Below are 24,597 nucleotides of genomic sequence, written 5' to 3'. Positions count from 1 at the left end.
AAACTATAACTCTATTTATTTTTCTTCGCTTCAATTTTTGCTTGCGCCTCTTCAGCCTTATCTAATGCTTCTGAAACTTTTTTCTCTTTTTCTTTCACGTCATCTATGCTATCGACAGCTTTAATGAGTTTATCAATTCCTTCTTCTTCTACTTTTCTACGTTTGGCTACTCTTTCATTTACTTTCTCTTCTACATCTTTTGCTTTTTGAAGCAAATTCTCTGCATTTGATGTTACAGCTTTTTCAAGTACATCGTCTTTTTTCTTTTGTAACACTTCATTTGCAATATTTTTCGCTTCTAAATACTTACCGTCTTTTAATGCTGTTGCCCCGTGATCCATTCTCTCTGCAACTTCTTTATATGATTTCGCTTCATTTCCTGATTTCTCTTTTTCTGCTTTTTCAAACCACATTGTTGCATCACTATATTTTTCATCTTTCAATGATTGCATACCTGTTTCAATATATGTGTCATAATTGCTGCATCCAGCCATTACGACTAATAGAAAAAGCATAACAAAACTTAATTTTTTCATGCTGTTGTCTCCTTTTCTTTGCCTGCTCACTATACTGTAACATACATGAAAAAGAGTTTCAAAAACTAAAATACTAATTCGGTCATTTTTATAATGATACGTCAAATTTTTATTATTTTCTTATTTTTAAGCCGACACATCTACTTGTTTTTTCGCCATATGTTGCTTTACTCCAACTAATACGACTAACAATAAACCTCCGCCTATTGTCATCATAACAATGCTAGTTGGCAACATATCTAATAATAATCCATATACAATCATACCAAGCGGTGCGATTGCAGTAGCAATTGTTTCAAGTAGGCCAAACACACGCCCTAGGTAGCTCGGATCTGTCGTTTTTTGCATATGTACTTGCATCGGGATGTTTACAATCATAATTGCTATACCAGTTAACATCATGAAAGCAATATAGTAAATAAAACTTGCTACTTTTGGAATGATAACTAACAACGGAAAGACTGTACATAAACTTAAACTCGCAAATAAAAACAGGCCAGTATAAATAGAACGAAACGGATTATTCACTTCTTTACGCACTGATAAAGCAATCGCACCCATTAGCATCCCAACTGCTAACATTCCCTCTACAGTACCGAGTTGCTTTGAAGATAAATGCAATGTATGTATGATAATGTATGGAAGTGCAACGGTTAGCCCACACGCAAAAAAGTTTACCCACAATGCTATTTTCATTAAGCTATATATTTCATGCTGTCGTTTTACATATAAAAAACCTTCTTTTATACTCGTCAAGAAATGCTCTGTACTCTCAGCTACTTCTTTTTTATATAAATCAAATACAATAAATAATTGCAAAATAACCGCTAAAAAGAATGTAATGCTATTTAACAAAAAGAACGACTGAATTGAAAAGAAACCAAATACAACTCCACCAATAATCGGCCCTAAAATATTTGATAAAGAAGCTGCCGTTTGATTTAAAGCACTCGCTTTTTGAATACGCCCCTCATCTACTAAACTCGGAATAGACGACGTTAATGCAACAGAATAAAAACTTGCACAAATTGATAATAATGCTGCTGAAATATAAATAAAAAGAAGTGATGGTCCAAATATAGTAGCAAGAATAAACATAATAAGCATCGTTAAACTACTTAATAAATCAGTACCAATGACAAGCCACTTTCGATTCACACGGTCTGCTACAGCACCTGCAATCGGACCACAAATCATCCTTGGAAGTGATCCGCAAACGAGCGTAATTGCAAACCCCATTCCTGAACCAGTTGTCTTTAGTACGTATAACCCCATTGCGAACGTATAAATACCTGCTCCTAATAAAGACGTCATTTTTCCAATCATCATTAAAATGATATTTCTTGTTGCAATCTTCATTCTTGAATCAGCTTGACCTATACTTACATCTTCCATTATGATACTCTCCCCTTAAAAGTTAAATTGTGTTAAACTTATTATATAATCAACTTTCCAATTATTACAACAAAAAGTTTAATTGTATTTAACTTTTTTAATTATAAAGGAGCTACAATATGGCAACTCTCGGAGAAAAAATTAAGGCATTGCGAAAAGAAAAAAAGCTTACTCAAACAGCACTGGCAGGTTCCGAATTGACAAAAAGCATGCTTAGTCAAATTGAAAATGGAAAAGCTACACCTTCTATGAAAACATTACAATATATTGCAGAAAAACTTGAATGTGAAACGAGTTTTTTATTAGAAGATGATGTAGAAATTGTAGCACTCATTCAAAAAATGGAGCCATTAATAAAAGCAAATAAATGCGATGAAGTATATGAGACTTTACTACCTATCGTTCAAAAAGAACTACCTCTTACTTTAAATACAGCACGTTTATATAAACAGTTCATAACTGGAGCGGCTATTATGAACGATTATAATATTGAATATTACGTTGAAAAAGCTGTTTTTATATTTGAAAAATATACTTTGTATCGCGAAAGTACTGAAACGAAACTACTGTTTTACTATATGCTCTACAAACGGAAAAAATATAAAGAATGTTTACAGTTGATTACCAGAATTCGCGATGAATATAAAACGAAGAATTTAGAAATGGATCTTATTACACATATACAATTATATTTAAAAGAAGCAATTATTTTACTCGCATATGGTAATTATGAAAAATGTGAAAAAGTCATTTTAGATGCACTTGCATTTTCAAAAAAACATCAAGTGTATTATAAAACAGATGAATTTTACCGTATTTTATCTTATCAAAAAATCATTACAACTGATAAAGAAAGATATTTATATTACATAAAAAAATCTGAGCAATTTGCCATTTTTACAGAAGATACTTTATCTGCTGCAAATATAGATATATTAAAAGCTTATTACTATAACACCGTTACGAATGAATATACAATCGCATTGGAACACCTAGAACAATTCCGAGAAAAACTAAAAGATGACCCCATTTTTCAAGACGATGGACTGCATTATCTTGAAAAAGGAAAATCTTTGTATGGCTTAAAACATTATAAGGAGGCTTTGGAAACATTAAAACACGCTACCATACCAGATTATATGAGTCATCCACTTGATCAATCGTGGTTATTAACAGCTGGATCTTATCGTGCTCTTTGCTATATAGAACTTCAAGATAAAAAATCTGCCTTGAAAGAAGCAAAAAAAGCAGTTCAAGCGATAGATGGCTATCCTGATTCCATCTTCTCTTCATTTATTAAAGAAACATTACAAATAATACAAAAACTTTAAAAATGTCTCGAAATGGTATATTATTCCTCCTTTTTTGCAAAGATAATAATGATGGGAGGAATATAAATGAATATACAACGCGCAAAAGAGCTTTCCGAGTCATCTGAAGAAGCCAATGTCAGTTTTCAAGGCATGCCTGTTATGATTCAACACGTCGATGAAAGCAACGAAACCGCCCGCATATATGAAGTAACAAATCCAAAACGCGAATTAACTGTTCCAGTTAATAGCTTAGAGGAAATATAAAAAATGCCACTTCGACTTTTGAAGTGGCATTTTTCTTCCTTTAGATTACTTATTATAAATTTCTTCTATCTTCTATTTTACAGGAGCTAAAAAAATAAGAATTTTCTACTTCTTTTCTTTTTGTGACCTGCTAAAATACAAACTATGGATTAATCATTCACACTATACATTAAGGGGGAAAAATAATGGCATCTAATTTAGAAAAAAACAAGTCTTATTATGCAGTTATATTCACTTCTAATTTATCAAATAATACAACAGATTATAGTAACGTTGCCGACAAAATGGAGGAACTTGCAAAGCAGCAACCTGGATTTCTAGGTGTAGAAAGTGCGCGAGATCATTCAGGACTTGGAATCACAATTTCTTATTGGGAATCACTTGAGGCAATTGAAAATTGGAAACAGAACGCCTTACATAAAGAAGCGAAAAAAAGAGGCCGTGAGCAATGGTACGAAAACTTCCACCTGCGCATCTGCCTTGTTGAGAAAGAATTTAAGTTTCATAGAGGTACATTGTAACGATGAAGAAAAAATTAGCTCTCGTTGTTGTTCATGAAATATATGGTATGAACGACCATATGCATCACGTTACCCACCACTTCACTTCATCTCATATAGATGTATTCTGTCCTAACCTTCTACAATCACAACACGCATTTCTTTATAGTGATGAAGAAAAAGCATATGAACATTTTGTAAATCATATTGGGTTTGATGATGGGAAATACAAAATTGAAGAATTCATCAATACTCTTTCAAGTAATTATACACATATTGGACTTATCGGCTTTAGCGTTGGAGCTACCATCTCATGGCTATGTAGTAACAATCCGAAAATAGATTTTATTATCGGATGTTACGGTTCTCGTATACGCGACTATGTTCACATAAAACCTACATGCGCTACATTACTTATATTCCCTGAAAAAGAATCGAGTTTTTCAGTATCCTCTTTAATCCAAACATTGCAGCAACAAAAGAATCCTTTATTAGAAATAACACAACTACACGGTGAACATGGTTTTCTAAATCCGTACACTGAAAAATATAACGTGCACTCTACAAAACAAGCATACCATTTAATAGATTCATTTCTTGTCAAAACAATCTTATAAAGGAGATTTAAATGCCGTTTACATTACTCTTACTTATTTTCATATTCATTACCTTTTTCTCAGCGCTAACTATCATTTTTGTAACCGTAAAAAAGGGGAGTTTTCCAAACGTCCCTACTTACAATCTATTATCGTTTACATTTTATTTTTTACAAATTGGATCTTATATTTATCAACTTTTTATGCGTTACTCCCTGAGAAAGTTAGCGAGTTCATATTCTTGCCCATTTGGTTTTCCCTTTGTATTTTAGGTTTTATAACTTTCTGGCGTGAATGGAGAAATAGTCGTGTGTTCTCCATATGTATTGGTTTTCTTTCCTTTATGAGTTTTATATTTGGGCTGTTTTTGTTAGTTCTTTCGGGGATGTGACTATAAAATGGGAGTAAAGACCTAATTACTTTCTTTCATTAACAGCTTTGACCTGAACTTGGTATAATATCAAGTTTGGGTCTTTTAATTTCCCCTTAATCTTAATGTGATTATTAAATCCATAGTACTAAAGAACTGCCCGGCCGCTTCATTCTCCTCAATATATTTTTGAAGTCGTATAATCATACCAGTTTTAATCAATTCTCTAATTATTTTTTAACAATTGAACTCTCTTCTTTTAAATAAATTGAAACTATATGGCATTTTCTTAATGATCGTAAAACCAATGTAAAAAATTATTAATCTTTATACTTTATTATTTACGTGTTCAATTAAATAGATTATCCTCTTTATTGAGAAGTCCTCTCAACAATAAATTAACAGGGAGAAACATATGAAGACAAAAATTTTTTCTATTATCACTGCCTTAACTTTAATGACATGTTTCGCTATACCAACATTAGCAGCATCTAGTAGTTACAGTTTTAAAATGGACTATCGAGTGGTAGATGGTAGTAAAAACAAACAATTTCACACACTTTCTAAAGGTAGTGTATATATCAATGGGAGTGCATATGTATATTCTACTGATGGAGGAGCTGCGGGACCTTACGATGTAAATTATACTCTGTATAGATCTGCATGGGGTTCGGATCCTAGTTATGGAACAGTTAATGGCGGCATAAATAAATCTTTCTCTGGTGCATATAATGTTGATACAAATTCAAATGAATACTACTTATTTATTTGGAAAACAAATGACGATGGACAAAATATACGAGGGAATGGGAAAATATCTAATTAAAATATTACCACTAAACTATGAGGGTTTTACACATGCTAATTGACTTTGATGGTTTTATTCTTATTGGAGCGTTTATTATGTTGTTATTTTTACTTCTCTTTTTTAAGTTACACCTAAAAAAGAGAAACATGCACTTACTATTTTTCTCAATATTTTATTTGTACCTTTGTATGGTATTTAATTATACCCAATTCCCAATTATTATAGATGAAAATATGAAAAAAGAAATTGGACAAAATGTATGGAGAGATGCTAATTTTATACCATTTAACACGGAACATTTTGCTATAACAACATCAATACTTAATATACTACTAACAATTCCTTTTGGCTTTGGTTTTCCTTATATAAAAAAGACGAATTTCAAACATGTTGTTTTATTAGGGATTGTATTAGGAGTCTTATTAGAAACTTTACAACTTTTATCAGCACTTTATGCCGGATTCACTTTTCGATATGTCGATATAAACGATGTAATATTTAATTGTATGGGTGTCATTTTAGGATACAGTATATCAAAAGGTTTTACCCTTGTGTATAGAGCATTTATACACAAATTTGATATTAAATTGAATTCTTTTTTAAGGTATATTTATGAAACGAACGACCGGTCTATATAATTTGGTCTTTAAAATTAATACAAACACAAGTATTTATACACCGCGGACAAAAATGGATGTTCCAAAAATAGTTACTCAGCTATCTTTGGAACATCTCTCTATCTTTTTATATTGCATCATACATGGAATTATAAAATATAAAGCATAAGCAATAACCAGCCAAATAGTAAAGAAGGAAGAAAAGTCAACTTTCAACTTTTCTTCCTTCTATGTTTACCTTTAGATTTCACTGTCACTGATTCACAAGGTGTATAATAAATTTGAGGTGTTGCCCTATCAACAAACATCATAAATGTAATAAAACCGATAATAAAGAAAATAAACAACGTTAACAAAATTGCTCCTATCGTTAAAAGTATCATAACACCACCCCTATATCTTTCATGTAATTACACTTTTCGCTATTATATGAGCTGAATCCTTTTTAGAAAAAGAAACGTAACAAAATAATCACAATCACGCCAGTTAATACTGTACCTAATAGACTGCGAGTATATATTGCGACAAGAAATGTTGGAATTGCTGCGATAAGGTAATCCCACTGCATCGTCTCATACATAAATAAAACTTGTGCTAAAAGTGCTGCTAGTATCGCAATTGGTATGTAATTTAACCATTTTAAACCCCAGTCTGGAATTTGAAGTTTGCTAAATACGAGTAGAGGTAAAATACGTGGCACGAGTGTGACAGCACCGGCTGCTAATAAAAGTAATAATACGTCTAATCTCATTTCCATTTTTCAATCACCACTCCAATCGTCGCAGCTAGTAATGTTGCGATAATAACCGCTATACTATCTGGCATAAATAAGTTTGAAACGTACGCAATTATAATCGCTACAATTGCAACAGTAAGATGAATTGCCAGTTTCGGTTTACTACTTATGAGCTGAAGTACAAATAACCCGATAAACATCGCTGGTAATGCATAATCCATTCCGTACGTATGCGGGTCTGGTATCCACTCGCCAAACAGCCCCCCGATAATAGTAGCAAGTATCCAATTTAAATATGCTGTTACATTAAGTCCAATCATCCATCTTTCACCTAAATATCCTTTTTGCGCTGCATGCTGCACTGCAACACCGAACGTTTCATCTGTAATTTGCGAACCAATTAGTAAGTTTTTAAATAGAGGCAGTTTTGTAAAGTACGGCGCAAGTGCAGCACTCATAAGAAGGTGGCGCAAGTTAACAAAAAATACAGTGAAAATAATTGCGGAAGCAGGAGCACCAGCTGCATACATACCAGCTAATATAAATTGGGCAGAACCTGCATAAATTAAAGTGGACATAAACGCAATTTCAATGATGGAGAAACCTGCTGTTTTTGCAATTACACCAGCTGCTATACCGATGCTTAAATAACCAAATACAGTTGGTAAACAATCTTTTACTCCTTGCTGAAATGTATCATCGCTTTGCAAAGCTACATGTGCCTGAGCTTTACTCATCTCTATCATCCTCCATTCCTTTCAAAGTCCGTTTTCCTGTTACGACATGAACTAAATCTATATTTTCACGCCATAACGTATCTAACTTATCAGCTCCAAATTCCTTCGTGATTTCTTCAACCATAATATCGTGCCGAACATACTCGGTAGCAACGAGAACTAGTGCTGGGTCATACGTTGTAACAGCCCATGAAGTGCTATCATTTGAGAAATTCGCAATTAATACTTCTTCCCCGTCACGCGCGATTACAGTTAAATGACCACCCATTCTCTTTTCAACAACGTGAGGCGTCATATAATTATGGTGAAACGTCGCGCCTATTTTTGTTTTGGGAGCGCCAAATAAGATTGAAAATATATGTACACCTTCCTCTTCCTTTTGATGAATGTATGGCTCAATTTCATGCACTTGATCTTCCCATACAGAAATCCATAACTCTTCCTTCGCTCTATTAATTATATTGCATATTTCTTTCAAAACACGATCATTTGAGCGAATATGCGAAATTACATCTATTTGTCGCTCTTGTTCTAAACCATTTAATTTCTCATCTAAAAATTCAAAGGACTTTTCAAAGTCTTTTCGCATTCGATTCATTAATTCGGTAGCTGGTACTGGTACATATTTAACTGGTTCAGAAGGTACAATATGTACCGCTCCTTTATCCATTAACTTACCGAGTACCTCGTAAATCATAGAACGAGGTACTCCTGTTTGTTTACTCACTTCATACCCAGTTACTGGGGAATGTTTTAGTAGTCCAATATACGCTTTACATTCGTACTGGGAAAACCCCAGCTTTTGTAATTCCTTTATAATTTCATCCATCGGTAACCCCTCACAATCTAAATCGCTCTAACTTCAAAACGACGATTTTGTTTCCCTTTACTTTTTACTTTATCAATAACAAGTGTTCCTATTTCACTCGTATTTTTCACATGTGTGCCTCCACAAGCTTGTTCATCTAAATTTTCAATGGTAACAATGCGTATTTCTTGGATAGTAGTTGGCAGGAGGTTTATTGCTGTTTTAATCATTCCTACAGCATTTTCTGCTTCTTCGCGGCTCATATAACGAGTAGAAATTTCTTTATTTTGTTCAATAAGTTTATTCACTTCCTTAACAATTCCTTCTACTTCCACGCTCGATAACTCTTGTAACTCATTAAAATCGATACGTGCTTTGTCAGGATAAATTTGATTTCCAGTGCATAGAGCTCCATACTTTTCATAAACGACAGCTCCGATAAGATGCAGTAAAGAATGATGGCCCATTAAATTATGACGTCTTTCCCAATTAATCTCTAATTTAACAGGACCTAATTTTACTTGTGCTCCATCTTTTATATAGTGAACTATTCCTCCCTGCTCCTTTTTTACTTTTTCAACTTTAAATACAGACCCATCTTGTACAATGACACCCGTATCACATTCCTGCCCCCCACCAGTTGGATAAAAAACTGTTTCTTTTACAAATACTTTATTCCCTTCTACTTTTATCACTTCTGTTTCGCAACTCGTTTTGTATGCATCTTCTAAATATAATGCCGTTGTCATACTCTCACCTCTTTAGTAGTTATAGTTATACCTACTAATATAAAAAAGAAGCTCCGCAAAGTCAATTGATAATTCTGAAATCTCAAATTAATAAAAGACTCCTTTATTAGGAGTCTCCTATCTCAATATTTCATTCGCTTCTTTTTCATAAATTTTATCAAATGAAGTCATAACGCGTTGTGACGCTGAAATCATTTTTTGATCCGTCATAAGATCAGCCATCTCTTTCGTCATATCTACATTTGAATTTTCTAGCATATAATTTTTTACTGTCCCTACTCCGTTCGGTAAATCAGCAATGTTCCCTTCTGCTAGAGTAAAGCTTTTGTTCTCTCTTTGTACAAGACGATTATTCGCTTCTGCACCTACTGTTTTTGTTTGCAGGCGAGCAATATTATTTTGCGTCACTGCATCATATAAAGTACCGTCTGCTTGTACAGCTACCTTTGCTCCTTCTGGAATACGAATACGTTCATTATTCTCACCCATTACGAAAGCACCCGAAGTTGTTTGTAAATAACGATCACTATTTAATGTAAAACTGCCGTCTCTCGTTAAAAACGTTTCATTATTTTTAGATGTAACGAAAAACGAAGCTGTGCCAGCAGTTCCGTCATCTAAAAGGAAATCTGTAGCACTATTTGTCATTTGTATATTTCCTTGTACTAAGTTCACATGCGTCGCAGCTGGTACGACAGCATAATCGACCGAACCGATATTTGTCACAGCACCATCTCCGCGGCGATATGTGTCTTGTACATCAAATACTTTAGAAGTCATATTTTCTGCTTTAAATCCTGTCGTTTGAGCATTTGCAACGTTATTCGAATGAACATTAATACGCTGCATGTAATTCATCATACCCATAGAACCTATATAAAGACCGTTCATACTCGTTTGAATAAGGCAGTTGCCTTATCCTTCACCTCTTTTCTATGATGTTTGTAACATTTGTTTTGCTAAATGTTCCGCTGTAGCGATATGTATGTTTTTCTTTACGTCTTGTCCGTCTGTCATTAATACAATGGGAGCTGATGATACTGCTGGAATTTTCAATAATTCACCACTACTTGCTGTTTCATCAAATTTCGTAAATACGATACCATCAATATGAATATCTTTAAAGTTCGTAATGATTTCAATCATATCTTTACTTTTCATCGAAGCTGATAACGTTAAACAAATATAATCTGGCTCTACTTGTCCCATCGTTTCAATCATTTCTTCCACTGTTTCTGACGCACGATAATTTTTTCCAGCTGTATCAATTAAAATATAATCGACGCGCGCTTCTTCTTTAAAATACGTAAGCGCTCTTGTCATTGCAGCTTCATCACGTACCGCAATTACTTCAAATCCAATTGTCTTTACGTAATCTTGCAGTTGCTGAACTGTTCCAATGCGCGAATGATCTGTCGTAATAAAACCAACCGTTTTTTTCTTACCGTGAAATTGCCATGCCATTTTCGCAAGTGTCGTCGTTTTCCCAACACCAGTTGGTCCAATTAAAGCAATTGTTTGCACTTCTTTTTCAAATACGTTTTCCGTATTGAAATGAGATCTCATATCTTCCAATATATACCCGATCACATCTTCCTCTGTAATCATCGTTGCATTCTCAAATTTCACTTTTAACTTTTCAGCATATGCATGAATGAAGTATTGTTCTACATCGTTTTGCTCTAGCATCCGAATTACTTTTTGAATAATAAACGGTACAGATTCTTGTTTTTCTTTTTTTACAACCACTTCTTCTTTCTTGACGGGAACGACTTTTTTCACAGCTTTTTGCTTTTTCGTTACTTTCGTTTCTTCTGTCTGTTTCACAACGACGATTCCTTTTTCAAACAGCTTTAATAGTTTCTCTTTCTTTCTTGCCCATTCTTCACTATTTCCTGTTTGCATCGCCGCATATGACATAGGAGTCGTCACGTTTTCTAAATTGTGCAGTACCGATTGAATTCCGTTCGCCTTCATGATTTGTTCTGAAGGATCATTCACAACATCCATTAATTGTTCATGAAATTGAGCTGTACCCTCGTTCACTTCTTCCTGTTTATCCTCTGGAAAAGCAACTAACATTTCATAATTCTTTTTCCAAAAAAACGGGATATTTCGTTTTACACTTTCATCGACAACGTAATAATAATCTGTACCATATTGGTCAAATAACTTTCGATACAATTCATTTTTCGAAGCTGCTTTTATTCGCATTAACGCTTCTTTCTTTTCTGTACTTTCCATTACTTCACCCCCTACTATTCAATATAGGCAATTTGATCTACAACAATTTCTGGTGCTAATTCGCTAATACAAAGCACTTGTGCTTCTACTTGATAACGCTCAAGAAGTCTTACTATAGCAAATCTGAAATCTTTTCTACGCGTTAATAGCACTGGTTCTCTTCCCATTAAACGAGCTTGTTTAAAGACACGCTGTACTTGCTCAACGACTCGCGTTTCTAAATCTAAATCCCAGTTTAATAAATAACCTTGATAAGAATTGTTCACAACGTCTGCATCTAACTCAATTGAATCTGAGAAGAGCGCCGCATATATTTTACCGTCAGGATTTTTCGCATTTTCACAAATAACTTTTGAAATACATTCACGGACGAATGACGTTACACCGTCAACATGATTTTGATAAATTTCTTTTCCGTCAATAATACCTTCGATAATCGTTGGTAAATCACGAATAGAAATACCTTCTTTTAGCAGTTGTTTAATAACATTTTGAACGAGTGATAAATCGATTTCTTTCTTCTTAATTTCTTCTAATAAAACGCCGTTATCATTTTCAAGTGAGTTAATTAAGTCTTTTACATGTTGACGCTGAATTAATTCATGAAGATTACGTCTAACGACAACATCTAAATGCGTAATTAATATGCTAAGTGGCTCTAATACTTGATAGCCTTTCATTTGTGCATCTTGTACCATATGCTCTAAAATCCAATATCCATCTTCACCAAAAATCGGATCTTTCGCTGGTTCTGCATCTAAATCGGCCATTACATTCGGGGTTTTCAGTGCTAATAAGTAACCTGATTTTAAAACACCTTCAGCTGCCTTCGCGCCTTTAATACGAATAATGTAACGTCCGCGTGGTCTAAAACTCGTATTATCTTTAAAGTTAATTCCAGGAACATTAATACCAAGGTCGGTAATAATCGACTTCCTCATAAGAACAACTTTATCACGAGCTGTTTCCCCGTTAATTTTCTGCTTTACAAGTGCTGCTAAATCTAAGCCGAGTTCTACAATAATTGGATATTTATCTGTAAATACTCCAAATGAATCTTCCACTTGTTGCAGTTGCTCATCTTCGCCTTGAATCATTTCTATTTCTTTTTGAAGCTCGTCTTCTTTTTCTTTCTTTATTCGATTTTTATTACGAATTCCTAAGAAGATAATTGTTCCACCAACGAGTGCGAATGGTAGAAACGGTAGCGGAGTAAAAATACCCATTGCGATAAATAAACCACCAAGTGCATATACAACAACTTCATGCGCTAATAACTCTTTAAAGATACCTTCTGTTACTGTATCCGGTGAACCGTCAAATACACGCGTTACGATAATACCTGTTGAAATCGCAAGCATTAATGAACCAATTTGGTTTACGATTCCGTCACCGACAGTTAACTGTGTATAGTGAATAGCTGCTTCTGCAAAGCTCATTCCCTGTTGCATCATACCGACAATTAAACCAAAAATAATGTTTACGAATAAAATAACGATCCCGAAAATAACGTCCCCTTTAATGAACTTCCCGGCACCATCCATAGCTCCGTAAAACTCTGTTTCCATATTTAATTTTTTTCGTTTCGCCTGTGCATCTTTTTCTGTAATAATACGCTGGTTTAAATCCGCATCGATCGACATTTGTTTCCCTGGTAAAGAATCAAGTGTAAAACGAGCTGCAACTTCAGCTGTACGAGATGCACCGTTTGCAACGATAAACTGGAATATAATTAATACTGTAAAAATAACGATACCAATTAATAAGTTCCCGCCAATTACGAACTGGCCGAACTCTTCAATAACATGACCAGCATTTCCATCTGTCAAAATCGCTCGCGTCGTCGATACGTTAATCGATACGCGGAAAATCCCGATTAATAACAACATCGTCGGAAATGACTTTAATTCATCCCACTCATTAATACTTGTCGCTCGCATATAAATAAGCACTGACATGCTTAGTAGAAAAACGATAATGATATCAAGTATAAATGGTGGAAGTGGAATTAAGAGCGCCACTACGAATGACGCTGCTAAAAAGATAGAAAAATAGGTTCTTGCAGAATCTATCTTAAACAAAGAGATCTCCTCCAACCGCGCTATTATACTTCAAGTTCATTCGTTTGAATTAAATAGCGCATAACTTCAATTACAGCTACGTATAAATCTTCTGGAATCGTCTCATCTTCCTCGACTTGATAATATAAAGAACGAGCAAGCGGACGGTTTTCCACCATTGGTATTTCTTGTTCACGGGCAAGCGTTCGTATATATAATGCGAGCTCATCTTCCCCTTTTGCAACGACAATTGGAGCTGCATCAACTTGTTTATTGTAACGAAGTACGACCGAAATATGAGTCGGGTTGTTTACAATAAACGTTGCACCATCCATCTTCTTCGCAATTGTTCCTTGCAAAATCGCATGCATAAAGTTTTTTCGTTTCCCCTTTACTTGTGGGTCTCCTTCATTATCTTTATGCTCTTGTTTTACTTCTTCTTTTTTCATCTTAATATCTTGTTCATACTCCCATTTTTGATAAATAAAATCAATAATAGAAAGAACGATTAAAATAATTAAAATTGCTAAGAAAATAAATTTAATTTGCCTAATAATTTCAGTAAGTGACGCAGTCCAGTTAAATCCAATCATACTTACGATTTTCTCTAAATTCTTTTTAAAGAGAACGTAAGCAACGTAACCGATTAATCCCATATAAAACAGTGATTTCAAAATATCTACTAAACTTTTACGACTAAACAATCTCGTAAAATAGTTTTTTGGATTAATACGTGACGCTTTCGGCTTAATGACTTTAGAAGAAAATAAGAAACCGACTTGAATCATATAATTAAATAAATGAAAAGCGTATACGAGTATTAATATTGGAGCCGATACTTTCAGTAGTAAAATCCCCATTAAATAAAAATACTCGGTTGAATCTGTATTTTTTCCAATTTGATCAAACAACACGGCGACGGAATTGGCAATCTCATAACCGAGCCAATCTCCGAAAAAGTAAACGACAACTGCTAATACAAGTATGGAAAATAAATTATTTAAATCTTTACTCCGGGCAATATTCCCTTCTTCACGCGATTTCTTACGCTTCTGCGGGGTGGCCTTTTCTGTTTTATTATCCTTTGCCATGCGCGTCCCCCTACTTCGTTAAGAAAAAGTTAAATAGTTTCGTATATTCTTCAAGTAATACATCCGTCATATTTTTAAACACATAACCGAGCATCGGTACACTCATCGCAATAAACAAAATACCACACGTAATTTTAATTACATATGCATTCATAAAAACGTTTAATTGCGGAGCGTTTTTTGCGATTAAAATTAAAACAAAGTTAATGATGAACAAACTTCCCATTAGCGGAAGAGCAATTTCAACCGCTGATGTGATCGCAAATAATAACGTTGCGAGTAGACTATCTAAGAAACTAGTCGTCAGCAATTTTGAAATCGCCTCTGTATATTGAAACGACTTTAAAATCGTGGCAACGAAATAATTAATGCCGCCAAGTGAAATAAAAATAATGAGAAAAAATATATCAAAAATGGTTGATAGTAAAGTAGACTGTGAACCTGCATTTACATCAAACAAACTTGCCTGTGATAAACCGATATCAAAGTCTAAAATATGCCCAGCCATTTTCGGAATGTTCCACAGCATTTCTACAATTTTTGAAAGTGATAATCCAATTACAATTTGCGTTCCTGCATAAGCTGCAACGTCCCAAACTGTCTTTATGTGCGAGACATCAACTTGATCAGCAACAGTAATCGAAAGAGCAAGTCCAACTGTAACCTTCGCCATTGCTGGAATGGATCGACCTGAGAAAAACGGTAAAAAATATAAAAATGAAGTAATGCGGCAAAACGCAAAAAACGTCGCCGCCCATAATTCCATATTCATTTCAGTCCACCTATCTTAGTACGAACGCAATAGCGATGGAATTTTATCGAATAAATCTAAAATAAGCGTCGTTAACTCTTGAAACATCCACGGACCTAAAATGATAATAACGAGTACAATACTCGCCATCTTCGGTAAAAACGTCAACGTTTGTTCTTGAATTTGCATCATTGCCATAATGACAGCAATAATAATAACGACAATCATACTTACGCCGGCAACCGGCATTAAAATCATAACCCCTTTATAAAAAAAGGTTTGAAAAATATCTATAATTGGTGACGTATTCATTTATATGACTCCTATCACATAGCATCAAACACTTCAGGCGACCGTTTTAAACATAATGTCGACGATTTTTGTATATCCACCTAAATATACGAAAACGAGTATTTTAAACGGTAAACTTAAAATCATCGGCGGTACCATCATCATCCCAAGGTACATTAACAGTGTACTAATAATCAAATCTATAAATACAAACGCTAAATAGATGAACATCCCCGTCAACAACCCTTTTTGGATTTGCGTTAACGTAAAGGATGGTACGAGCGTAAATAAGGAAAGATCTTTTAAATCTTTCGGCAACTCTTCTCCGCGTACTTTCAGCATCATTTTTAAATCATGCTTATATGTATGCTTTGACATATACTCTTTCATAATCGGAGCTGTCGTTTCCGCAGCTTGACTTACTGTTATTTTCTCTTTCGTCATCGGATCCCACACATCGCTCTTTAGCTGCCCAAGAACAGGCTGCATCGTAAAGAGTGATAAAAATAAGGCAAGTCCAACGAGCACTTGGTTCGGTGGTAAATTCATTACCCCAAGTCCTTGACGTGTAATTCCAAGAACGATCATAAAATAAGTAAAATGTGTAAATAATAGAACGATAGATGAAGATAATGATAAAAGGGTAACGAGCGCAAATAACTGTACACTTGAATTACTCGTAAACTCTTTTCCATTTTCGAAATTAATAAAACCGTTTTGGGCTGCATACGCTGGATTTACAAAAATAATTGAAAAAACGATAGAAAATACGAAAATAACGGCTAATATTGATAACTGTTTCTTTATTCTCATGATGGATCCTCTACTTTTTTCGTTTCACTCTTCACCGCGTCTTCTAGCGCTTGTTGAAACTGATTTCCTGTTCCTGTTAATTGCACAGATTGTACACCGTTATTACTAATAACAGTGAACACTTGCTTGCCGTCTACTTCAAATAAAAAGGCGCTCGTTTGATGATTTAAATACACACCGTCTTTCACTTGAATATGGCCATTTTCACCTTGTTTAAAAAACTGCTGCTTGCGCGTCTTTTTCGTCATATAGTATGCACCGTAGCCGAGCGCACCAAACAGTAAAACGACTTGAAATAAGGTCGTCATATACGACATATGACTCCTCCTCTACTCTTTATCTTGCATTTGACTTTGCGCTTTCATAAGCGCGGCTTGCTTCTTGTCAGCTTCAATTTCAGAAATGATAATACCGAACTTTTCGTCCATTACGATCGCTTCCCCAATGCCGACTTTCATATTACTTAAATATACATCTACTTTATGTCCTAAATTTTTCTCTACTTCAAGAACATCGCCAACTTTTAATTGCTTCACATCACCGAGCGTAATAGATGATTTCCCAAGCTTTACACCAAGTTCAATCGAAATATCTGAAACAGTATCAATATGTGCTTTACTTGCTTCATTTCGCTTTCCTACAAAATCTTCTAATCCCATTAATGACACAGGAGATACTTCATGCTTCATATGGATCCTCCTACTCTACAAAACTTTTAAATAAGAGCGCCTTACGCGTTCCATCTTTTCCAATAAAACAATTAAATTTATGCTTTCCATCTACATAACCAAGTAATTCCTCCGAAACTTTCGTATGGAGCGGAATAATATCGCCTTCTTCAATTTGTTCAATGTCACCCATTGTCATCTTTTGCTCGCCAATTGCAACGTGAACAGGTTTATACACTTGATTTACTTTCACTTCCACTTCAGACGTATACTTTTTACGTTTATCCGAAGAATGTTCGACAATATTTTCAGATGTTAACTTATCCATAATTTCTTCAACAGATAAGAATGGAATTCCGATGCGCACCGTCGTATCCCAAAACTCTGTTTTCATATTTACATTCAATAATGAAATAATATCGCTTGCTGTCGTAATCTTTAATGCATTCGGGTCTGTCTCCGTCGTTACAAATTTTGGTTCAATCGCAACAACGCTTTCAAATGATTGCTCTAAATTTTTACAAAGGAGCATAAAAATATTATCCAGTGTTAAAAACTCAAATGCGGTAAGTGGTCTGCGCATCGTAAAGTTACGCTTACTATCCCCGCCAAGCCAACATTCATGAATATAAATAACGAACGCTAAATCAATCTCAATAACAATTTCTCCAAGCTCTGGAAGGCCAAGATCAATAACGCAATATAAATAGTAATCTTTCGGCATTTTCTCCACATACTCACTCGTAAATGGAACTTGCTCAACCGTTGAAGGCTCTAACTCAATCGGAATACGCATACGCGCTGACAACGTCTGTGACGTCTGTTTACCAAATGTAGAAGCAATTGCTTGCAAGCTACGTAAATGCTCAACACCGAACTTCTCCGGTCTATTAAAATCATACTCTTGAAATTTATCTTGCTTTCCTGCTTCTTGTGCGAAAGCTGGCATTTCCTCGCCTTCATTTACCGCCTTCAGCAGGGCATCAATTTGCTCTTGGCTTAATTTTTCGCCACTCATGACAATCCCCTTCCCTACCTTTTCAATTCAACGATTTCAACGTACATCTTCCCGTTTTTCGTCAAAATCTTTCCGGTTCCAATCTCTTCATTCTCAAGCATAAGACGTACCGTATTTTTCGTTGAATTTTCAAGACGATACAATGTACCTTTCGTAATATGAAGCAAATCTTCAATTTTCTTTTTCGTATTTCCGATTTCAAAATAAATTGTTAACGGAATATCATCTTGTAATTTCAAATCTAGCCAACTCCCATATCATGTTCACGAAAATTTCATGTTCTCTCTATATATGAAACTTCTTATTTTGAAACGTCGATATTTAATATTTTTTTAATATATCCTTGCGTTTCTTTAAATGGTGGTACGCCTCCGTACTTTCTCACATTTCCAGGGCCAGCATTATAAGAAGCAAGTGCCAATACTAAGTCGCCGTTATTTTTCTTTAAATAACCGCTTAACTCTTTCACACCGCCCTCAATACTTTCAGCTGGTGAAAATGGATTTTTTATACCCATCTCTTTCACATTCGCTGGCATAAGCTGCATAAGACCCATCGCACCTGCATGTGACACCGTTTTCGGATTAAAATTAGACTCTACTTCAATCATTTTTTGAATTAACGTTTTCGGAATTCCGTATGTACGACTGACTCTATCAATAATATCCTCATACTTCCCTTCATTGGAAGAACGTATTTTTTGAATATTATACTTCTTCGTTAATTCCCACGTATCAGCAGCCTCATTTTTCGTTTCTGGGAAACGTCGTTCAAACTCTTTTTGTGCGACTTGCACTTCATCTACGTTCTTCGTTTCAGTCTTTTCTTCAGGCTTACTTGCTTCCTCTACTTTATTAATAGATTGTTCCGGTTTATGTACGACCGTTTCTATTTTCGTAGATTGTACCGGCTGACTCATATCCTCTACCTTTGCCGGCTGCGTAGTACCCTTCGTCTCATTCGCAGGTTCACTCTGCAACTTCTCTTGAAAACGACTACTAACGAATGCTTGTGGACTACTTAGCTTTTGCTGAATTTGTCCTTTCTTATATGCAAGCACTTCTTTTACTATATTTCCAACTATCATAATATCACCTTTTCGGTAAACAAAGATAATCTAATATTAGAGTTTTTTTTTAAAGTTTGCAATAATCCTTTTAATAATTATGTAATAAAAAAATGAATATATTGTTAAACTGTTATTTTTTTATATTTATTAATTCGAATTTTTAGTTGACACCCGCTATGACAGGGATTACAATAAATCTCGAAATTGATTTTTTCGCATATTACCGTTTTTCAATTTGCAGAAAAGTCAATATAAAAAAATGGGGGTTCTTAACATGAGAATTAATACAAACATTAATAGCATGCGTACGCAAGAGTACATGCGCCAAAACCAAGCTAAAATGAGTACTGCTATGGACCGTTTATCAAGCGGTAAACGTATCAACAACGCTTCTGACGATGCAGCAGGTCTTGCAATTGCAACTCGTATGCGTGCACGTGAAAGCGGATTAGGTGTTGCAGCTAACAACACGCAAGACGGTATTTCTTTAATCCGTACAGCTGATTCAGCAATGAACTCAGTATCTAACATCTTACTTCGTATGCGTGACCTTGCTAACCAATCTGCAAACGGCACAAATACAGATAAAAACCAAGCAGCATTAGATAAAGAATTTAACGCATTGAAAGAACAAATTGATTATATCTCTAAAAATACTGAGTTTAATGACAAAAAGTTACTTGATGGTTCTAACAAATCTATCGCAGTTCAAACGTTAGATAATGCCGATACTAGCAAACAAATTAATATTAATTTATCCAATACTTCTACTAAAGCACTAGAAATCAATACACTGACAATTAGTGGCACAACACCAATTGCAGGTAAAAACGAAACTTCTAAAATAACTGCTGAACAAATGGCTTCTGCAAAAGGCGACCTTGAAAGATTTACAAACGCAAAACAAGCTTTAGCAGATTTAACAGGGCCTACTTTAGATAATAATGGACAACCTCAGGCTGGTACAGGTAGCTCAGATAATGCTATCAAGGATGCTGTTAAAGAGTTCAAAGAAGCATTTAAAAATATTCAACCTTTAATGAGTGATGCAGATATTACAACAGTACAAGGTAAGATTGATCTTTTCGATGAAAATGCTCCAACTCTATCTGCTGCTCAACTTATCGGAACAACGTTTGCAGATTCAATGAAGCCTGCAGCAGATAAAGAAATTACTAAAGCTGCTGTTAAACCAAATGCATCTGATGCAATTGCAGCAATTGATGCTGCCCTTACAAAAGTTGCTGACAATCGTGCAACTCTAGGTGCTACATTAAACCGTCTAGACTTTAATGTGAACAACCTTAAGAGCCAAGCATCTAGCATGGCATCTGCTGCTTCTCAAGTAGAAGACGCTGACATGGCGAAAGAAATGTCTGAAATGACTAAGTTCAAAATCTTGAACGAAGCTGGTATCAGCATGCTTTCTCAAGCAAACCAAACTCCTCAAATGGTTTCTAAATTATTACAATAAGCCATTTGAGTTAGTTTCATGAATAAACCTCTCTGCTTGCGGAGAGGTTTATTTTTTATAAAAACTTCCTTTTTTGATGGAAGAGAGCATCTGCGGTGCATAGAAGCGGTTAGTGCTTATCTTGATCCCCTCTTATGCTAAAACAAAAATAGCAAATAAGCATAAGCCTTTTTATCTTTTCATGACCGTTTATTAACTTTAGAACACTAACTATATCAATCTATAAGGAGTGTCTATTATGCGTATTGGTACGAATGTTTTGAGTATGAATGCTAGGCAATCGTTTTATGAGAATGAGAAGCGTATGAATGTGGCGATGGAGCATTTGGCGACTGGTAAGAAGTTGAATAATGCTTCTGATAATCCTGCTAATGTCGCGATTGTAACTCGTATGCATGCGAGAGCGAGTGGTATGCGTGTGGCAATTCGTAATAATGAGAATGCGCTATCAATGCTTCGGACAGCGGAAGCGGCTCTTCAAACTATGACGAATGTTTTGCAACGCATGCGTGATTTAGCTGTTCAATCTGCTAATGATACGAATTCAAATAAAAACCGTGATTCGTTAAATAAAGAGTTTCATTCTTTAACAGAGCAAATTGGCTATATCGGTGAGACGACTGAGTTTAATGATTTATCCGTATTCGACGATGAAAACCGTCCTGTTACGTTAGATGATATTGGTCATACAGTAAATATGACGAAACATACTCCCCCTTCCCCTACACAACATGACATCAAGATTTCAACAGAACAAGAAGCAAAAGCGGCGATTCGTAAAATTGAAGAGGCTTTACAAAATGTATCACTTCATCGTGCTGATTTTGGGGCTATGATGAATCGTTTACAGTTTAATATTGAAAATTTAAATAATCAAAGTATGGCCCTAACAGATGCTGACTCTCGAATTGAAGATGCGGATATGGCGCAGGAAATGAGCGATTTTTTAAAGTTTAAATTGTTAACTGAAGTTGCCCTTAGTATGGTTTCACAAGCAAATCAAATACCGCAAATGGTTTCCAAGCTACTACAATCTTAAAAATCATCTTCCTTCTTTGAAACGATTCCATACAAAACAAAAGGGAAATACATATACACTATGTATCTCCCTTTTATTTTGTACCCAAATTTTATTACTGCGTTACAGTCATAACCTGCCCACTACGATCAACCATAATTTTCATTTTACCGTCTTGTGCGTTATATAACCCTAATTTATGCAAATCTTGTTTACATTCTTTTACGAAGTAAGGCAATGTGCGAATTTGATCGATATCAGAACTCGTAATGAAATGAATTAAATGATGCGTCATTTCTTTTATATCATGAACAAGCTCTTCCTTTTCTCGCTTGATCCTTTCATTTTCAGCTCGTAATACATGTAATTCGCCTTCGAGACCACGAGCATTCTTTTCATCTTTTGAACGCTCTGCAGCCATGCTAGAAAGCTTATAGATTCCTTCCATAAACTGATGTAGTTCATGCTCTTTTCTTTCACTACAATGGCTTATCGTTTCAAAATTATCAACAATACCAGATATAACTGTTACAAGGCTTTTTTCATTCTCTGTATTTTGAACTTCTTCTCTTAACTCTTGCTTGTTTTCTTTTTTCATCTCAACAATCGGTTCTTTTACAGGTGTATATTTTCGCTTTCGTCCTGGTTTTTGTTTTTCAATATTTTCAAACGGTATTTCACATTTTTTTAATTTGTAATACGTATTTTGCAATTGACTTTCTGTTTTTGGAAAAAGATTTAGTTCTTTTTTACTAACGTATTTTGAAATATTAATAATGTTTAAACCGTGACGTTGGGAAAATTGATACACTTCGTACAGTAACTCTAGCTCAGACTTCAGCCATGTAATCGCTGATTTTTCATATGCTCCCATCCCGCCATGTTTTTCTATATCTATTTGAAATAATACCATTCTATTATATAAATCAACTAGTTCTTCATATTTTACTTGGAATTGTTTTTCTATTTTTTTAAATTCCGCTTCTAGTTGCATATCGTTCATTTTATTATTTGACATGTTTTGTAAAAGACTTAATACATTGATTGCTGTGTGGTGATACATAATCTGTGTCACTCCCCCTCATCCTTTCACAATTCTCATCTGACTCCCATGTCTTCTCAGAAAATAGCAATTTTTTCATATCCATATTATAACATTTCGAAATTATCTGTCAAATATTAAACATACAAAAATGTATAGAAAGTATAGAAATAGAAAAATTATTTTTAATTAATATGTATAATTACATATTAATTATATTATATGGTATTTCGGATGTATTTTCACCGAAAAAGTTTGCGTTACTACGCAAACTTACTAGCATATTCCAAACGTACGCTCTCTTATATTTTCAAATAAACAAGTCCGCTATTTATTCATTAAACGAATTGAAAATCTCGAAGTAGAGACTATTCATACAGCCACAAACACTCCAGAAACGTTTAATCTTTCTACCTGTACAGCAGAGTATAGAATAAAAAAGGAACTAGCCAGTACTACTTATACGTGGCTAGTTCCCTCCTCCCTACTAAAAAAATAGAGTTGTATATCAGTTCTTCAAACCCTCAATTAAAGGCTCTTTTCTTCTACTGACCTAAAACCACTCCATATATCTGGTCTCACATCGCATAGGGCTCTATTTGGCACTGACCGCTCTACGCATGGTTAGAGCTTCTATTCCAGCTAAAAAAAGCTTTTCAAAACGTTTTTTACAGCACTAACTTATCAACTAAACCAATTAACTCTTGAATATCTGGCTTACTTACTTGAGCATTTGCCCCTACAGCTTCGCCTTTATGGAATAATTCATTTGTAATTAATGAAGAGAAAATAATGACCGGTAAACGATTCATTACTTCACTATCTTTAACCACTTTCGTTAAATGGTGTCCGTCCATTTTCGGCATTTCAATATCAGTAATTAGCAAGTGAATATGCTCAAACATTTTTTCCCCTTGCTCTTTCGCTAGTTTTTCAATTTGTGCTAATGCTTCTGCACCATTGCTGAAGAAATTCATTTTCGTATATCCAGCTGATGATAATGTTTCTTCTAATATTTGGCGGAGCATTGCTGAATCTTCTGCAATATAAATCACTTTTTCAGCTCGATCTGTTTTCTGTTCTAAACCTGCAAGTGATTTATTGTCATAACCAGTACCACTAATTTCACATACAATTTTTTCATAATCTAATAGCAAAATGATTTGCCCATCCAGTTTTACAATACCAGATGTCGTTTCTTCTAGTCCCATAGACAATGAAGCTGGTTCATCAATTTGTTCCCAAGAAATACGTTGAATACGATGCACTTCATCAACACGGAAAATAACTTTCATTTGGTTTAATTCAGAGATAATAAATTTCGTTTGATCAAGTGGCTTTGTCGATTTTAAATTAAGAGCTGTCGCTAAGTTAATAACAGGTAAAATTTCACCACGTACTTGTACAACACCTTCAACTGCATGATGAGATTCTGGCACAGTTGTAACAGGGAATGGATTAATGATTTCACGTACTTTCATTACGTTAATACTAAATAGGTTTTCACCAACAGTATATGTAACAATCTCTAATTCATTTGTTCCGCTTTCTAATAAAATACTTTGTGCTTGTGACATAAAGGTGTCGCTCCCCTTCCGTTAATTCCGTATATCTAATTATTAAGCTTTA

29 protein-coding genes and 1 pseudogene are annotated in these 24,597 nt (G+C 34.7%); 9 read left to right on the top strand and 21 right to left on the bottom strand.

Features of this window, described 5'->3' with window-relative positions:
• Positions 1-11: 11 nt before the first annotated feature.
• Both ACQVV1_RS13880 and ACQVV1_RS13875 read right to left on the bottom strand, forming a co-directional pair.
• Entirely contained in the window at positions 12-536 is a 525-nt protein-coding gene (locus ACQVV1_RS13880; protein WP_242251301.1) for a hypothetical protein, read from the bottom strand.
• A gap of 126 nt (positions 537-662) precedes the next feature.
• Positions 663-1,931 (bottom strand): MFS transporter, encoded by a 1,269-nt coding sequence (locus tag ACQVV1_RS13875; protein WP_309259946.1) that lies wholly within the window; start codon positions 1,929-1,931, stop codon positions 663-665.
• Positions 1,932-2,050: 119 nt separating this feature from the next.
• Between ACQVV1_RS13875 and ACQVV1_RS13870 the strand changes: the two genes are divergently transcribed.
• The 7 genes and pseudogenes from ACQVV1_RS13870 (at position 2,051) to ACQVV1_RS13840 (ending at position 6,420) form a co-directional block, all read left to right on the top strand.
• Positions 2,051-3,262: a helix-turn-helix domain-containing protein gene (locus tag ACQVV1_RS13870; protein WP_242251299.1), complete on the top strand. Its 1,212-nt coding sequence runs from the start codon at positions 2,051-2,053 to the stop codon at positions 3,260-3,262.
• Positions 3,263-3,328: 66 nt separating this feature from the next.
• Positions 3,329-3,508, top strand: coding sequence for an H-type small acid-soluble spore protein (locus ACQVV1_RS13865; protein ID WP_001025736.1), 180 nt, complete (start codon positions 3,329-3,331; stop codon positions 3,506-3,508).
• Positions 3,509-3,693: 185 nt separating this feature from the next.
• Complete coding sequence (locus tag ACQVV1_RS13860; RefSeq protein WP_242251298.1) at positions 3,694-4,029, top strand: antibiotic biosynthesis monooxygenase family protein; 336 nt, start codon at positions 3,694-3,696, stop codon at positions 4,027-4,029.
• 2 nt (positions 4,030-4,031) lie between these two features.
• Positions 4,032-4,625 (top strand): dienelactone hydrolase family protein, encoded by a 594-nt coding sequence (locus ACQVV1_RS13855; RefSeq protein ID WP_242251297.1) that lies wholly within the window; start codon positions 4,032-4,034, stop codon positions 4,623-4,625.
• Between the two features lie 11 nt (positions 4,626-4,636).
• Positions 4,637-4,995, top strand: a pseudogene (locus ACQVV1_RS13850) (hypothetical protein).
• Between the two features lie 394 nt (positions 4,996-5,389).
• A complete protein-coding gene (locus tag ACQVV1_RS13845) occupies positions 5,390-5,800 on the top strand; it encodes a hypothetical protein (RefSeq protein WP_242251296.1) in 411 nt (136 codons plus the stop codon).
• Positions 5,801-5,832: 32 nt separating this feature from the next.
• On the top strand, positions 5,833-6,420 hold the full coding sequence (locus tag ACQVV1_RS13840; RefSeq protein WP_063224059.1) for a VanZ family protein: 588 nt from the start codon (positions 5,833-5,835) through the stop codon (positions 6,418-6,420).
• 191 nt (positions 6,421-6,611) lie between these two features.
• Here ACQVV1_RS13840 and ACQVV1_RS13835 read toward each other — a convergent pair whose 3' ends face one another.
• The 17 genes from ACQVV1_RS13835 to ACQVV1_RS13755 form a co-directional block, all read right to left on the bottom strand.
• Positions 6,612-6,782: a DUF3951 domain-containing protein gene (locus ACQVV1_RS13835; protein WP_063224060.1), complete on the bottom strand. Its 171-nt coding sequence runs from the start codon at positions 6,780-6,782 to the stop codon at positions 6,612-6,614.
• Positions 6,783-6,844: 62 nt separating this feature from the next.
• Entirely contained in the window at positions 6,845-7,156 is a 312-nt protein-coding gene (locus ACQVV1_RS13830) for an AzlD domain-containing protein (RefSeq protein ID WP_063224061.1), read from the bottom strand.
• Positions 7,147-7,872 (bottom strand): AzlC family ABC transporter permease, encoded by a 726-nt coding sequence (locus tag ACQVV1_RS13825; protein ID WP_242251295.1) that lies wholly within the window; start codon positions 7,870-7,872, stop codon positions 7,147-7,149. The genes ACQVV1_RS13830 and ACQVV1_RS13825 overlap by 10 nt, the downstream gene beginning before the upstream one ends.
• Positions 7,865-8,701: a TrmB family transcriptional regulator gene (locus ACQVV1_RS13820; protein WP_098198743.1), complete on the bottom strand. Its 837-nt coding sequence runs from the start codon at positions 8,699-8,701 to the stop codon at positions 7,865-7,867. Before ACQVV1_RS13820 ends, ACQVV1_RS13825 begins: the two co-directional genes overlap by 8 nt.
• Before the next feature lie 17 nt (positions 8,702-8,718).
• Positions 8,719-9,429, bottom strand: a complete 711-nt coding sequence (locus tag ACQVV1_RS13815) for an alanyl-tRNA editing protein (RefSeq protein ID WP_242251294.1) — start codon at positions 9,427-9,429, stop codon at positions 8,719-8,721.
• A gap of 117 nt (positions 9,430-9,546) precedes the next feature.
• Positions 9,547-10,320, bottom strand: coding sequence for a flagellar basal-body rod protein FlgG (locus ACQVV1_RS13810; protein ID WP_098265038.1), 774 nt, complete (start codon positions 10,318-10,320; stop codon positions 9,547-9,549).
• Between the two features lie 42 nt (positions 10,321-10,362).
• Positions 10,363-11,673 (bottom strand): flagellar biosynthesis GTPase FlhF, encoded by a 1,311-nt coding sequence (gene flhF / locus ACQVV1_RS13805; protein ID WP_242251293.1) that lies wholly within the window; start codon positions 11,671-11,673, stop codon positions 10,363-10,365.
• A 14-nt stretch (positions 11,674-11,687) separates the two neighbouring features.
• Entirely contained in the window at positions 11,688-13,754 is a 2,067-nt protein-coding gene (gene flhA, locus ACQVV1_RS13800) for a flagellar biosynthesis protein FlhA (RefSeq protein WP_242251292.1), read from the bottom strand.
• Positions 13,755-13,777: 23 nt separating this feature from the next.
• The gene (gene flhB, locus ACQVV1_RS13795; protein ID WP_001040116.1) at positions 13,778-14,824 is read right to left on the bottom strand and encodes a flagellar type III secretion system protein FlhB; all 1,047 of its coding nucleotides are present in this window, start codon (positions 14,822-14,824) and stop codon (positions 13,778-13,780) included.
• A 10-nt stretch (positions 14,825-14,834) separates the two neighbouring features.
• A complete protein-coding gene (locus ACQVV1_RS13790) occupies positions 14,835-15,596 on the bottom strand; it encodes a flagellar biosynthetic protein FliR (protein ID WP_001055718.1) in 762 nt (253 codons plus the stop codon).
• 15 nt (positions 15,597-15,611) lie between these two features.
• Positions 15,612-15,887, bottom strand: a complete 276-nt coding sequence (locus tag ACQVV1_RS13785) for a flagellar biosynthetic protein FliQ (protein ID WP_001098085.1) — start codon at positions 15,885-15,887, stop codon at positions 15,612-15,614.
• A gap of 33 nt (positions 15,888-15,920) precedes the next feature.
• The gene (locus ACQVV1_RS13780; RefSeq protein WP_431168990.1) at positions 15,921-16,679 is read right to left on the bottom strand and encodes a flagellar type III secretion system pore protein FliP; all 759 of its coding nucleotides are present in this window, start codon (positions 16,677-16,679) and stop codon (positions 15,921-15,923) included.
• Complete coding sequence (locus ACQVV1_RS13775; protein WP_000121176.1) at positions 16,676-16,996, bottom strand: hypothetical protein; 321 nt, start codon at positions 16,994-16,996, stop codon at positions 16,676-16,678. Before ACQVV1_RS13775 ends, ACQVV1_RS13780 begins: the two co-directional genes overlap by 4 nt.
• Positions 16,997-17,008: 12 nt before the next feature.
• Entirely contained in the window at positions 17,009-17,368 is a 360-nt protein-coding gene (fliN, locus tag ACQVV1_RS13770) for a flagellar motor switch protein FliN (protein WP_431168989.1), read from the bottom strand.
• Between the two features lie 10 nt (positions 17,369-17,378).
• A complete protein-coding gene (gene fliM, locus ACQVV1_RS13765; protein WP_431168988.1) occupies positions 17,379-18,365 on the bottom strand; it encodes a flagellar motor switch protein FliM in 987 nt (328 codons plus the stop codon).
• Between the two features lie 14 nt (positions 18,366-18,379).
• Positions 18,380-18,604 (bottom strand): flagellar motor switch protein FliN, encoded by a 225-nt coding sequence (locus tag ACQVV1_RS13760; RefSeq protein ID WP_000775712.1) that lies wholly within the window; start codon positions 18,602-18,604, stop codon positions 18,380-18,382.
• A gap of 62 nt (positions 18,605-18,666) precedes the next feature.
• Positions 18,667-19,452, bottom strand: coding sequence for a transglycosylase SLT domain-containing protein (locus ACQVV1_RS13755; RefSeq protein WP_431168987.1), 786 nt, complete (start codon positions 19,450-19,452; stop codon positions 18,667-18,669).
• A 256-nt stretch (positions 19,453-19,708) separates the two neighbouring features.
• On the opposite strand from ACQVV1_RS13755, the gene ACQVV1_RS13750 reads away from it, so the two are divergent.
• Entirely contained in the window at positions 19,709-20,908 is a 1,200-nt protein-coding gene (locus tag ACQVV1_RS13750; RefSeq protein ID WP_431168986.1) for a flagellin N-terminal helical domain-containing protein, read from the top strand.
• A gap of 238 nt (positions 20,909-21,146) precedes the next feature.
• The gene (locus ACQVV1_RS13745) at positions 21,147-21,947 is read left to right on the top strand and encodes a flagellin N-terminal helical domain-containing protein (RefSeq protein WP_431168985.1); all 801 of its coding nucleotides are present in this window, start codon (positions 21,147-21,149) and stop codon (positions 21,945-21,947) included.
• A 94-nt stretch (positions 21,948-22,041) separates the two neighbouring features.
• On the opposite strand, the gene ACQVV1_RS13740 is transcribed toward ACQVV1_RS13745, so the two are convergent.
• Together ACQVV1_RS13740 and ACQVV1_RS13735 are read right to left on the bottom strand one after the other, a co-directional pair.
• Entirely contained in the window at positions 22,042-22,989 is a 948-nt protein-coding gene (locus ACQVV1_RS13740) for a DNA-binding domain-containing protein (protein WP_431169012.1), read from the bottom strand.
• A gap of 647 nt (positions 22,990-23,636) precedes the next feature.
• The gene (locus tag ACQVV1_RS13735) at positions 23,637-24,545 is read right to left on the bottom strand and encodes a chemotaxis protein (RefSeq protein WP_000075958.1); all 909 of its coding nucleotides are present in this window, start codon (positions 24,543-24,545) and stop codon (positions 23,637-23,639) included.
• Between the last annotated feature and the right edge of the window lie 52 nt (positions 24,546-24,597).

Origin of the sequence: Bacillus basilensis (genome assembly GCF_050630465.1) — a bacterium.
GTDB classification, from domain to species: domain Bacteria; phylum Bacillota; class Bacilli; order Bacillales; family Bacillaceae_G; genus Bacillus_A; species Bacillus_A basilensis.
This window is presented reverse-complemented; position numbering and strand designations above follow the sequence as displayed.